The sequence below is a fragment of the Bacillus sp. ISL-18 genome (assembly GCF_018613415.1).
Classification (GTDB): Bacteria; Bacillota; Bacilli; order Bacillales; family Cytobacillaceae; genus Neobacillus.
In genome coordinates, this window is sequence record NZ_JAGGQG010000004.1 from 36,065 (window position 1) to 48,710 (window position 12,646).

Sequence of the window (12,646 nt, forward strand, 5' to 3'; positions counted from 1 at the left end):
AACATTCACCTCAGTTAGTTATTTTCACTAATCAACCAAGCCCGCGAACAGCCAATCCTCCGTCGCTGGAAATCACTTCACCCGTGATCGCACGTGCCTGTTCTGAAGCAAGCAGGATATATGCCCCCACATGGTCTTCCGATTTCATCGCAATTTGCAGTGGGTTCCGTTTTTTAATACTCTTCTCTTTCGTTTCATTATCAACGATCTTTACGAAGGGCTCGAGCGGCGGAATAACATGTAATGCCGTTAAAGTACCTCCTGGGGCCACCGCATTCACTCGAACTTCAGGGGCTAATTCAAACGCAAGCTGACGCATTAAACCAATTTGAGCATGTTTGCTCGCGGTGTACCAGACTCCGCCTCCATCTGGATAGAATCCTGCCCCAGAAACAGTAAAAATCATATTCCCGGATGTTTTCTTAAGCTCCGCAACGGAGGCCCTTGCCCCATTAAAATAGCCCTTCACATTGATATCCATCAGCAGATCATAAGCAGCTGACATCGCTTCCGATGTAACATGTTCAAACTTGGCAAATCCATCAAAAACACCTGCATTGGCAACAAAGACATCTAACTTCCCAAAGGATTCAACTGCAGTTTCAACTGCACGAACATGGTCTTCATATACCGTTACGTCACCATCGATACATTGAACCTTTTCACCAAATTGCTGTTTTAATTCATGTAACCCTTCTGCTGACCTATCAAGGACCGTTACAGCCGCACCTTCTTTGATAAATGCTTCTGTGACAGCCCTTCCAATACCGGAGGCACCTCCGGTCAAATAAATAGATTTGCCGCTAAGCTGAGCCATCAAGTAAGCCCCTTTCTCTTCAGCCATTAAACAAAAATAGCGAGATTTCTTGTATTTAATGTGGTTTGGTCTACAATGAACACGCGCTTCGACAGCTTCCATTCCCCATCCACATATGTAAATTCATCGTGCCGTTCCCCAGAAATTAAATCGTGATGAATATCTGTACTTCGACTGCGATAAATGGTCAAATAACTGTTTACCACCGCTTTTTTATTCGGAACATATTCAAGAAGGCGGACATTATTAACGGATCTTCGTGTCCGAGAAGGAGGAATTTCTGCCCAGGCATAATCCGTTTTTAAACGGTCTACGCGAATCTTCAACAATTCAATATCATCATGAAATGCAAACATATCTAAGGAATAATCCGGACGTTCAATCCCTTCCTTATTTACTCTTACCGGCATTTGATAGGTAATGTCAGGGTGCAGCAAGCTAAACCAGCCATCAAAGTCAATATCATCTAGCAGCTTTGCTTCTACATACAACCATTGTTCAAATTCATAGGTTGCCAGCATTTTCTCTAAACTCATCCGTAATCCTCCAATCTTTTTAATAGAATCTCTCCAGCTTCAGAAAAAATCAAGAAGTCATGAGATCGAGCCAGTATCGATAAAAGTTCCGTTGATTGGCCTCTGTGAATTTATCATCAAAAACGACACCTGGTCCAATAAAATCCGCTACAGGTTTCCGGTGTAAGCCCATCGTATAATTATAGGTAAGCCCTTTCACTAGTGGCATCGGACCAGCGGCCGCAGCAGTAATATCCGTAAATACCTCGGTGTCATCCTGTTCAAAGATTCCTGAAGGACTGAACGTTAAAATAAACGACTCTCGAGAACGTCGTTTCCAATCATCAGAAGCATTTTTCTCTACTAAAAACCAAGTAATGACCTCCATTTTATCCACATCAACCGGTCTCCAAAGGCGGACAGAGGTATTAGAGATCAACTGGCCTTTTACTTTCGTATGGGAAATTAAGAAAGATAGATTAGGAAAGATATTGCCAATCATATTTTTTAAATTAAATAGTACGTCATACTGTTCTTCTGTTAAATTAGACTTGTACTCTTCTTTAAGTTCTTCCGGAAAAGCAAAATCAGGATTCGGTGTGCCAAGATTTAGCCCATGCCCATTTTTTGTATAGATTTGATAGCCTTTTTTCGAATAAGTTGCACTTGGGACCATTCCCAATTTAACAATTGAACCATGAGTAACCATGGTATGATAGGAGTCACCTACAAAATTATCCGCACCAATTTTCCAGTTTGATTGGATAATAAATCTTTGCGGCGGTCCGATGACTTCCATTTGCGCCCGGCCTGCTAAAATATCAAGATACCATTTAAAGTCACCTAAAAAATCTACTAAAGGCTCGGCTTCGTCATTCCACGTGCCAAACATAAGACCTTTGTAAGATTCGATTCTGATTTTATGGAGCCCTAATCCAGATTTATCGAATCCCTCCCCATAAAGATCCTTTTGAAGCGGTACTCCAATACAATCCCCGGTATTTTTAAAATTAAAGCCATGATACGGACATGTAAATGATGATTTATTTCCTGCATCTGCCCGGCACAGTTTCATGCCGCGATGGGTACACATATTATAAAGACCGCGGATTTCACCATCTGCACCTCTGGTAATAATGACGGAATAGCCTGCTATGGCTCTTGTAATAAAATCATTTTTGTTGGGGATCTCTGATTCATGACCAATAAACAGCCAGGTTTTTAAAAATACTTTTTTGTGTTCGATGTCATAAACCTTTGGATCACCTAAAAGAAAGGCAGGAATTGCGCCACTTTCAGGCTGCACCGATTCTTTTAAATAGTCAATCATGTCTGTTTGCGACATTTCTTCAAGCTTGATGTTCGTTTTCATCATATGCCTATTCCCCCTTACTATTAAATGTTGTTTCCTATTTACAGGAGAATATTGTCTAAAAAGATTGGGTTTCCCCTGTTTTCTTTTCTAGAATACTATAATGGCTATCCATATCTTCATTCTACCATCTAACCTACCTTAACTACTGCATCTTTATTTTTCAATACAGACAATACACTTAAGGCTGCTAAGTAGCTTGTTTTAGGATTATTAGGCATCGGATCATTTTCTACTTGAAGAGATAATGCTCCGAAAGACCCTGCAGCCTCTATCAAGTGACTATTTTTTCTCACAGCTGGATCGGAAATTATTTTTACTCCTGTTTTATCGGGTCCCAGTCCTGCCAAGGACAAAATAATCGATACATTTATATTTTTAGGGAATAATTCTATAGCTTCTTTTGCAGTGCCTTCGAACATCACTTGCTCTCTATCGGCAGGAGCACCAGGCAATGCCATAGGCGGTTTCCTCGTAATAATCGAAACAGATTCTAGTTCACCAATGGATTTAGCTGCTTTTAAAATATCCAATCCGCCAATTGCACCGGCCGGCAAATAAATTTTCGAGCGGGCTTCTTGGCATATTCTTTCTAGCTGTTGATAAAAATGGCCATCAGCTAGAGCACCCACACTGCTTACGACTAAATCTTTTCCACTTTTTAAAATAGCAGCAGCGTAGTCTTTTACTACTTGAATATTCGCCGCTTCTATGACTAAATCAATCGCAGCAGATTCGATTAGTGATTGAATATCGAAATAGTTTTCTGTATCAAATTCCCTGGCAAGCTGTTCGGCACTTTGCTGGTTGCGGGTATAAAGGCCAACAATCTTTCCGTCTGGAAGAAGACCATCCCTATTGATGCTTTGAAGAAGGAACTTTCCAATATTTCCTCCGCCAATCAACCCTATTCTCATCAGGCATCCCCCTTTTTAGTTGGCCAGACCATATGAATCTGCGAAATATTCTAGACCGCAATGTCTCGTTTCACGGGACAGGCCGCTTTCTTTTAATCCAGGGAAATCGAGGTGAAGATCTTGGAAAACCGTGTGGTTATTATGAAAAACGGCCCCGGCTTCCAAGCGGTCGGCTAATTTGATCGCAAGTGTTTCATCCTCTGTCCAAACAGACGCCCGTAAACCAAATTCACTATCATTTGCAAGCCTTAGTACTTCATCCATATCTGAAAACGGCAATACCGGGATCACCGGACCAAATTGTTCTGCACGTACGATTTCACTTGTTTGGTCTACTCCAGTAATGATGGTCGGCATGATAAAATAGCCTTGATCCCATGATTCAGGATCGAGTTGAATTCCTCCAGTCCATACAGTTGCCCCTGACTCTGCTGCCCGTTTGATCAGACCATTAACATATTCATATTGGGATTTATTATTTAACGGACCCATTTCAACATCAGGCTGAATCCCGTTTCCAACTCGAATTCGACTGAATTCCTTCTTTAATTTTTCAATGACTTCCTCATACCTAGATTCATGAACATAGATTCTTTTAATCGCTGAGCATACTTGCCCTGCCGCACGAAGGATTCCGAAACGCAGGCGTTTGATCGCCTCTTCATCCAATTTGGCATCAGCCAGAACAATCGCCGCATCATTTCCGCCCAGTTCCATGTACAGTTTCTTTACCGTACCGGCCGCTGAACGCATGATTTCTTTACCAGTTTCCGTACTGCCAACGAACGCAATCGTACGAACCCTTGGGTCAGAGCAAAGAGCATCGCCAATCACACTACCGGAACCTGATACCACATTAATGACTCCATCCGGAAAATAGGAAGCTGCCACCTTTAAGAACGTCATAATCGTTAATGGACAGCTGGTTGCTGGCTTTACGACTACTGTGTTTCCAGCCAACACGGCTGGTATAACCCGCTTAAATGTAAGAATCAGTGGAGAATTCCAAGGAGAGATAATGGCTGCCACACCGCGCGGCCGCTTTCTGATTTGCACTTTTTGGCTGCCTGGTAAACTTTCAGGCTGCCACCATTCTAATAATTCTTCCGCCCCTTGTTTCATAATATCTACACACCTGAGCAAATCCTTCTTCGCTTCAACTAGTACCTTACCATTCTCGCGGACTAGTAAAGTGACATTCTCTTCAACGATTGCTTTAATTTCCTCGGCTGCAAGCCTCATCCGGGTTGCCCGGTCACAAATATCACTTTGCGACCACCCTTCATATGCCTTAGCAGCAGTGAACACGGCTTGGTCTACATCATTTTTTGAACATAAAGCCACCTCACCAACAACTTCACCCGTATTAGCCGGGTTCGTTACAGCTGCTGTTTGTTCTGCTTGAATCCACTTTCCGCCGATTAGATATTTGCCTGAAACAAATGGATACGTTGAAATCACTATCTTTCCTCCTTATAATTTTTTCGGTTTAAAGGCATCTGCTGCTCCTGGAGGTCCTCCAAATGGTTTGGCCATTGGGCCGACTGCTTCCATGTCTACAACAATCATCGTTGGCTTTTTGTTTTCTACAGCCTTCTCAAGCTCTGTAACAAAATCCGTTGGGGAACCAATACGTGAGGCATCGAATCCCATCGACTTTGCTAATAACACAAAGTCAGGGCTTAATAAATCAACCGCTACCTGACGGCCATATGCGGCACTTTGAATATTTCGGAGCACACCATAACCGGCATCATCAAACAACACAACAATCAATGGCAGTTTTTCCTGCGCTGCGGTTGCCATTTCACCGACATTGACCATGAACCCTCCATCTCCTGCCATCAGTACGACAGTACGATCCTTATCACTCATTTGCGCACCAATGGCGGTTGGCAGCCCTTGACCAATCCCGCCGCCCGACGCATGGATCGAGGTCCTTGGTTCATAGATTTCAAACAGGCGGCTCCCCCACACATTTGCTTGAACGGTTACATCACGGACCAAAATCGTATTGATAGGTAACACTTCTCGCATACCATCAAGGATTTGTTCATAGGGACCAAGTGTAGCTCGTAACTGAGCCCGCAGCTCTTCCCGGACAGAGTGCACTTCATCAAGATAGGAAGGATCTGGAACAATCGATTTATGGGATAGTTCTTGATTTAATGCCTGTAAAATTTGTTTCGCGTCGCCGACCAGTCCACAGGTAGCTTCATAGTTCCGATTAATGGCCATCCAGTCGGCATCGATGGCGATATGTTCTTTTGGAACAGGAACTTTCCAATTGGATGTTTCATTCCCTCTAAATCGAACACCGATACTGATTAACAGGTCAGCGTTTTTCAGCAGGTTTTTTGTTAATTCAGAAGCGGCAAAGTGGCCGATGCATTGTGGATGATTTTCAGGTATACTTCCTTTTCCAGATTGGCTTGTGATCACAGCTGCCCCAATCATTTCAGCTAATGCCTCGACTTCTTTGGATGCGCCAGAGGAAATCACTCCTCCTCCTGCCCAAATCACTGGCCGGCGGGCATGATTGATTTTAGTTATTGCCTCTTCAGGCAAGGATGGAATAGTTTTAATAGTTGGAGCTGTGGTTATGATTTCTTCAATCGGATGATTAGGGATAATAGCAGATTGGAAATCAATGGGGATTTCAAGTGTTACTGGTCCTGCTGGATATGCAAACGCGTCTTGTATGGCTTGTCTCACGACTGCAGAAGCTTGCTCGGGTCTTCTTAAGCGGACTGCTTTTTTACACGAACCTTCCATCATGGACAGCTGGTCTTTGCATTCATGGATATACCCTCTGCCAGTTCCTAAGTATGGAGAAGCTACCTCACCGGTAAGATGAAGAACAGGAACTCCTGCTGCCCATGCCTCAATTAAGGAACCTGCTGCATTTCCTGCTCCTGTCCCAGTGCTCGTAATGACAACTCCTAATTTCCCAGTGGCTCTGGCATATCCATCTGCCATATTGACCGCGCCGCTCTCTCCGCGGGAACAGACTAAATGAATACTTCCTTCACGAAGAATCGCATCATAAATCGGCATATTATGGATACTAACAATCCCAAATGCTACTTCCACTCCAGCACGAACAAGTTCATTCACAACTGCATCAGCAGTCGTAAATTCCTTTTGATTTTGTTCACTCATCATTCATTCCTGCCTTCTTCTATAATTAAAGCGCTTTCCCTAGCGCTCCAGCTGTTTCTATTGTTGATCCCGAGACATAGCTAGCTTGGCTTGAGGATAAAAACAAAATCACACTAGCTACTTCTTCTGCTTCCCCTACTCTGCCTAACGGGATATTTCTCTTTTTAGCCAAATCGGCATAATAATCTTCCGCTTTCATGTCGGGGGCATTTTTTAACCTGCGCCGCTCCCATTGATCCGTTCGAATCAACCCAAGGCTTACAGAGTTGACTAATATATTATCTGATGCAAGCTCTTGTGACAGAGTCTTACTTAAATTCAATTGCCCCGCTCTGGTTGCAGCAGTGGCAATCATATGCCTTTCCGGCTCTTTTGCTAACGTAGCATTAATATTAATGATTCTGCCGCCGCCCCGCTTGATAAAATAAGGATGAACCGCCTTGACTGCATAAATAATGGCAAAGTATTTTAACTGAATCTGCTGTTCCCATTGTTCTTCCGTTACATCAAAAAAGTAGCCCATCACACTTTGTCCTGCAGCATTCACAAGGATATCTATCCCGCCAAAGTTAGCAGCTGCTCCGTTTATAAAAGTGTTCACATCGTCCTTACTGGTTACGTCACATGTCGCTGCAAAAATGGAATCTACTGTTCCAAATTTCAGCAGATGATCGTATGCTTTTTCTTTTCTTTCTATATCTCTTCCACAAACCGCTACTCTGGCACCTTCCTGAAGAAACATCTCAGCTGTTTTTAATCCAACGCCAGATGTGCCGCCCATAATAACAGCTACCTTATCTTTTAATCCTAAATCCACGGTACCACCCCTTTTCATCCAGCCGCTAAACCAATTCTATTACATCCACCCAACCCGGGTCTGGCTTTCCAGCCATCGCTGCCCGTGTTTCCGGTTTTGGAGGTCCGGCAATTCCCCATTGGTCCATGAGATGCGGAACACGTTTCCAGACACGCGCACGCCATTCTGACTCATCTTCAATCGTTTCTAAATAGCAGGTATACTCCATTACGAACTTTCCGGGATCTTGAAAGTAGCAAAATATATTATCACCAGGACCATGGCGCCCAGGGCCCCAAATCTCTTGATAGCCTGCCTTTCTTACATTACTAATTCCTCTCATAACCTCATCCACTGTATCCACTTCATACGCGATATGATTAACAGAGGGGTGTTGATCCTGATTGAAGGCAATCGAGTGGTGTTTCCTGTTACAGCGAAGGAAGGACATTTGGTGCTCACTCCAATCGGTCACCTTAAACCCTAAGACATTCGTATAGAAATCAGTAATCATATCAAGGTCTTTCGTATTCATCACGACATGGTTAAGTTTGACCGGATCCACATTTTTCTTTTGCCAAATAGTGGTATGCATTTCCACCCAGGCGGATAATTCGATACATCGATTTTCAGGATCGACAAAACGTAAACCATAACCCTTGCCCTCTTCATCTAGATACCCCGGAGGTGAAACAATCTTCACGCCCTTTGAAGCAAGAATTTCGGCTGCCTGGTCGACGGCATTTTTATCCACCATTCCAAATGCAATATGATGCAGGCCGCTTTTTTCACCGGCATGCAGGCTTAAGATATGATTTTCTGGACCTGCTCCCCGAAAGTAAACCGATTGTTCATCCTGTGAAACTTTATCTAAACCCCAAATTTTTTCATAAAAATCAGCTTGTTCTTTTAGAACTGGGGTAATTAAGCTAATATGCCGTAAATGCGTAATTCCTAACATCTCGCCACCTCGACTTTTAATAAACTTTTAAATTCAGGCAGGGATGATCCCGTATTGAAGTAGGAGGACCATCCCTGTCAATGAAGACTTTTTCAGGAATCAGGGAGTATGCTTAGTTGAGACATCTGCCTAATTTTTAAATTAGTTTCCTTTAATAATGGCTTCTCTTTCTTTTGCCCGCTGGATACGAAGTTCTTCTAAAGCACTGCCTCTTGGATAGGTTGGTAAATTCGGCTTCACTGCTCCTAACATAACCAGCATCAAAGCCTCTTCGTCACCATCGTTTCGAATCCCACGATATACTCCCGGTGGGGAGCTAATACAATCTCTCTCATTTAAGACGATTTCATGGATTTCGTTTTCACCCTCTTCCTGGATAAGCGCTGTCACACTTCCCTTAATGACAAAGAAAACTTCTTCCACATCGTCGTGTAAATGAAGCGGTCCCTCACATCCCGCTGGTAAAACCATCGTGCTTAGTGTAAAGTGTTCTGCCGCAATGACATTGGCATCGTTATTAGCTGTGGCACCACGTCCAATGTATCTCATTTGCGCTCTGCGATAAGCCGGGTTTATTTCTTCCTGAAACTTCAACACATTCCAATCAAGAGAGCGATCCTTTAACCTCGCAACATATTTGTTCTCAAACGCTTCTAATGAAAATTTCTCTTGGGACATTCATAACACTCCTTTTATGTTTTATATATAAAACATTGTTTTGTTTATAAACCAATAATAAATCCCAATATTATAATTGTCAATTAAAAATATTGAGAAAATTCGATTTCTTACAACGGTGTTTTGTATAGGAAACCAACACCCGTATTTATATGCTTTTAAACAGTTACTTGATTAGGCGGCAAATTCTCCATTTTAAGCTCAGATGCCTCTTTTTTTAATGTAAACAGATACGCAGCGAAACCTAGCGCAGCCGCAATAATTAGCATCACGATAGAAGGGCCAAAGTCCCCGCCAGAAACATCAACCATCCAGCCCATAATATAGCTTGAAAAACCGCCAAGGATATTGGTGAATCCCATCAACCCGGCAGCACGTCCAGCTGTTTCAGGCGTAGAGAATTTGACGATAAATAAATTACTTATATGGAAAACACCGCCTTGCGATCCCATTGCTAAGCCCATACAAACCCCGGCCATTACTGGCTGCGGAGATAATATGGCAGCAGTTAAGAAGGTAGCCGTTAAAAGAAATAAAATAGTCGCTATTAAACCAGGACGTTTCGTTTTATCCGCTAAAAATCCGCAAATTAATACAAAACCTAAAGCAAATAGCCACGATAAAGAGGTGATTCCAGTCATCGCCTCCCTTGTGAAACCCTTTGCTCCGACTAAATAAGTCGGGAGCCAAATGCTAATACCAAAAAATAAGAACGACGAAACTAACATTCCAAACCAAACAATCCAATAACGGAAGTCTTGCGTAAAGTTTAGTTTTTTAGTAGATTCTTTGGAATCTGAATGCCGAATATAGGCCAATTCATTTTTATCTAGTCCTGGATGTTCTTCAGGGGTATCACGAGTTAAGAATATAAACATTGGAAGTACAATTAAAACATTAAACGCAGCTAAAGCGAAAAAGGCAGCCTGCCAATGGAAGGTAGCAATAACTAGTGTTAATATTACAGCTCCACATGCAGGTCCTAAATAGTTTCCTGCCAGCCAAGAAGATTGCGCCCTGCCTAGTTCACGCTGGTTAAACCAGTTGGAAATGAACTTTCCGCAAATGGGGATCATCATACCTTCACCCATTCCAAGAACAATACGACTAACAATAAACATTTCATAAGAAGTGGATAGCCCGCCAATAACCATGGTCAGTGCCCATACAGAAAGACCTAAAATGCCTGTCTTTCTAGCTCCAAGTTTGTCAATGATAAATCCCCAAAAGATATTAGACAATGCATAGGAAATGGTAAATACAAAGGTAATCATTCCAATCTTGGCATTCCTATCTGCTCCTGTTAATCCAAGATCATGTAAGAAGCCTTGATCGGTTTGAATAATAGAAATACCTAATTTATCAATTTGTCCAAAAAACCAAAAGAAGAAAATAGGCATCGCAATATAGATCCATCGTTTGTTACCTTTCAGCATGAAAGAGCCCCCTTTTCAAATGAATACGCTTCCAAATTATTATTCATAGTATACTATAATTCAAAGGCTATAACTGACTTTCACTCCTCCTTTTTTAATTGTTGCCAGCAGTCCTAGTGTTTTATATATAAAACACCGTTTACCACTAAGTCTATTTTAAAATTTTAAGAAAATTGTGTCAACATAAAATATACGTTTTGTTTTATTATTTAAAATACGTTTCATATACAAAACAAATAATGCATAATAAAAAGCTTGCATCGAGCTGCAAGCTTTAATTCATTTTAGTATGATAGCCCATAAAACCGGATAATATTTTAGAAACTTCAAGCACTTTTGGTAAAGCCACTTTTTCAATAAATTCACTATTGAACGTTTTTTCTGTTGCGACAATGTTAAGGGCTGCCATTACGTTCCCGGTACGCTCGAATACAGGAGCTGCAACCGATTGAATTCCATGGTGAAACTCTCCCTTTGTAATCGCATATCCCTTTTGCCTAATGGCAGCCAATTCCTGCTGAAATTCCATGTAATCGGTTTGCGTTCTTTCCGTATATGGTTTTAAATTAGAGCCAAACAAGATTTGATTTAATTGGTCCTGAGGTTGATAGGCAAGCTGGACTTTCCCATTTGCAATGGCATGAGCAGGCAGCCTTAACCCAATATTCACATTAACCGCCGAAACACCTCTAACAGGCGCACTGCCAACATAAACGACTTCTTGACCATCCAATATCGATAAATGACAAGATGCCCCTGTTTCATCTCTTAATTTTTCTAAATATGGCTGCGCTATTTCCGGGAGTTTCAATGTGCTTAAATACGCAAATCCTAATTCTAAAACCTTTGGGGTTAAACTATAGCGTTTCGTATGTTCATCCTGGTGGAGGTATCCCAAAGTTTGGAGTGTATACAATAATCGAAAAGGAACTGTCCGGCTCACATCTAGTTCTTTCGCGATTTCTACCAACGATAATGTCGGGCGCTCCTCACTGAATAGCTTTAATATCTCCAATCCTCTTACTAAAGCATTGGCATTATAACGTTCCTTTTCATCTTTTACCATAACGATTTCACCATCTCATTATCTTTAATTTACTTATTCTACTATTTTCATGAAGTTTAATCAAAGAGGGCATTACAGTGCTGATCCTTACCCTTATCTAAAGAGGTTAGAAAGTCTAGGACAATGGAATTAAATTGATTGGGATCCTCTTGATAACACAAATGACCTGTTAAAGGGATCGTAACAAAGGTTGAATTTTTAATGGCATCATGGAAAATCTGTGATTCAGATACCGGCGTGACTTTATCTAATTCTCCACAAATGACAAGGGTAGGTACAGAAATGAGCGGCAGAATCTCCATTTGATTCAAATGAAAAAGTGAATAGGCTACTGATCGGAAGCCCATCGGTCTTATTTGTGAATAGATTCTTTCTGCCTCCTTCTTCACTTCAGGCGTCGGCTGTGGAGAAAGAAGCTCCGGTACACGCAGGGCAGCCAGTTCTTTTGGCGCTAATGTTTCAATGTTGGTTAATCGATTTTTTAATTTCTGTTCATTCACTTCCTTGCTTAAGGCAGCTGCCCCTCTGGTCGCATCAGAAATGATTAAGGCATCTACCATGTCCGGAAAGCGATAACAAAAATCTAGGGCAATGGCCGAACCCATAGAATGTCCCAGAAGTGTAACAGATTCATATTGTAAGTTATCAATAAATCCTTTTAATACATCTGCAAATTGTTTGAATTCCTTTAACTCCGCTGTTGGATCAGAACTTTTCCCATACCCAGGCGCATCCCAAGCGATAACCGTATAATGCTCTGATAAGCCCTTTAATTGTTTTTTCCATGATTGAGAGTTGTTCCCCATTCCATGTAAAATAATTAATGGAGCTCCCTCGCCCTCGATTTCAAAATGAATCTTTAAATCCTCTACTTGTAAATAAGGCATATACTCCCTCCAGAACTCCATGTTTTATTAGCGAAACAA

At 41.8% G+C, this 12,646-nt stretch carries 12 protein-coding genes; all 12 read right to left on the reverse strand.

The window, feature by feature from the left end; all coding sequences use genetic code 11:
* Positions 1–31: 31 nt before the first annotated feature.
* Positions 32–817, reverse strand: coding sequence for an SDR family NAD(P)-dependent oxidoreductase (locus tag J7E81_RS07735; protein WP_215041585.1), 786 nt, complete (start codon positions 815–817; stop codon positions 32–34).
* Positions 818–843: 26 nt separating this feature from the next.
* Positions 844–1,353 carry an aromatic-ring-hydroxylating dioxygenase subunit beta gene (locus J7E81_RS07740; protein ID WP_215041586.1) on the reverse strand — a complete coding sequence of 170 codons (510 nt, stop codon included), beginning with the start codon at positions 1,351–1,353 and terminating at the stop codon, positions 844–846.
* Between the two features lie 49 nt (positions 1,354–1,402).
* Complete coding sequence (locus tag J7E81_RS07745) at positions 1,403–2,707, reverse strand: aromatic ring-hydroxylating oxygenase subunit alpha (RefSeq protein WP_215041587.1); 1,305 nt, start codon at positions 2,705–2,707, stop codon at positions 1,403–1,405.
* Between the two features lie 128 nt (positions 2,708–2,835).
* Positions 2,836–3,621, reverse strand: coding sequence for an aspartate dehydrogenase (gene nadX / locus J7E81_RS07750; RefSeq protein WP_215041588.1), 786 nt, complete (start codon positions 3,619–3,621; stop codon positions 2,836–2,838).
* Positions 3,622–3,636: 15 nt separating this feature from the next.
* Entirely contained in the window at positions 3,637–5,082 is a 1,446-nt protein-coding gene (locus J7E81_RS07755; protein ID WP_215041589.1) for an aldehyde dehydrogenase family protein, read from the reverse strand.
* Positions 5,083–5,094: 12 nt separating this feature from the next.
* On the reverse strand, positions 5,095–6,783 hold the full coding sequence (locus J7E81_RS07760; protein ID WP_215041742.1) for a thiamine pyrophosphate-binding protein: 1,689 nt from the start codon (positions 6,781–6,783) through the stop codon (positions 5,095–5,097).
* 25 nt (positions 6,784–6,808) lie between these two features.
* On the reverse strand, positions 6,809–7,600 hold the full coding sequence (locus J7E81_RS07765; RefSeq protein ID WP_215041590.1) for an SDR family oxidoreductase: 792 nt from the start codon (positions 7,598–7,600) through the stop codon (positions 6,809–6,811).
* 25 nt (positions 7,601–7,625) lie between these two features.
* Positions 7,626–8,540 carry a VOC family protein gene (locus tag J7E81_RS07770; protein ID WP_215041591.1) on the reverse strand — a complete coding sequence of 305 codons (915 nt, stop codon included), beginning with the start codon at positions 8,538–8,540 and terminating at the stop codon, positions 7,626–7,628.
* 141 nt (positions 8,541–8,681) lie between these two features.
* On the reverse strand, positions 8,682–9,218 hold the full coding sequence (locus J7E81_RS07775; protein ID WP_144565652.1) for a cupin domain-containing protein: 537 nt from the start codon (positions 9,216–9,218) through the stop codon (positions 8,682–8,684).
* A gap of 158 nt (positions 9,219–9,376) precedes the next feature.
* A complete protein-coding gene (locus J7E81_RS07780; protein ID WP_215041592.1) occupies positions 9,377–10,654 on the reverse strand; it encodes an MFS transporter in 1,278 nt (425 codons plus the stop codon).
* Positions 10,655–10,928: 274 nt separating this feature from the next.
* Positions 10,929–11,720, reverse strand: coding sequence for an IclR family transcriptional regulator (locus tag J7E81_RS07785; RefSeq protein WP_215041593.1), 792 nt, complete (start codon positions 11,718–11,720; stop codon positions 10,929–10,931).
* 56 nt (positions 11,721–11,776) lie between these two features.
* Entirely contained in the window at positions 11,777–12,607 is an 831-nt protein-coding gene (locus J7E81_RS07790) for an alpha/beta fold hydrolase (RefSeq protein ID WP_215041594.1), read from the reverse strand.
* Positions 12,608–12,646: the final 39 nt, after the last annotated feature.

Bases quoted from the DNA above. Each gene is read 5' to 3' on its own strand.
- nadX (WP_215041588.1), bottom strand. From the start codon at position 3,621: ATGAGAATAGGGTTGATTGGCGGAGGAAATATTGGAAAGTTCCTTCTT.
- J7E81_RS07785 (WP_215041593.1), bottom strand. From the start codon at position 11,720: ATGGTAAAAGATGAAAAGGAACGTTATAATGCCAATGCTTTAGTAAGA.
- J7E81_RS07775 (WP_144565652.1), bottom strand. From the start codon at position 9,218: ATGTCCCAAGAGAAATTTTCATTAGAAGCGTTTGAGAACAAATATGTT.
- J7E81_RS07745 (WP_215041587.1), bottom strand. From the start codon at position 2,707: ATGATGAAAACGAACATCAAGCTTGAAGAAATGTCGCAAACAGACATG.
- J7E81_RS07760 (WP_215041742.1), bottom strand. From the start codon at position 6,783: ATGAGTGAACAAAATCAAAAGGAATTTACGACTGCTGATGCAGTTGTG.
- J7E81_RS07735 (WP_215041585.1), bottom strand. From the start codon at position 817: ATGGCTCAGCTTAGCGGCAAATCTATTTATTTGACCGGAGGTGCCTCC.
- J7E81_RS07740 (WP_215041586.1), bottom strand. From the start codon at position 1,353: ATGAGTTTAGAGAAAATGCTGGCAACCTATGAATTTGAACAATGGTTG.
- J7E81_RS07790 (WP_215041594.1), bottom strand. From the start codon at position 12,607: ATGCCTTATTTACAAGTAGAGGATTTAAAGATTCATTTTGAAATCGAG.
- J7E81_RS07770 (WP_215041591.1), bottom strand. From the start codon at position 8,540: ATGTTAGGAATTACGCATTTACGGCATATTAGCTTAATTACCCCAGTT.
- J7E81_RS07780 (WP_215041592.1), bottom strand. From the start codon at position 10,654: ATGCTGAAAGGTAACAAACGATGGATCTATATTGCGATGCCTATTTTC.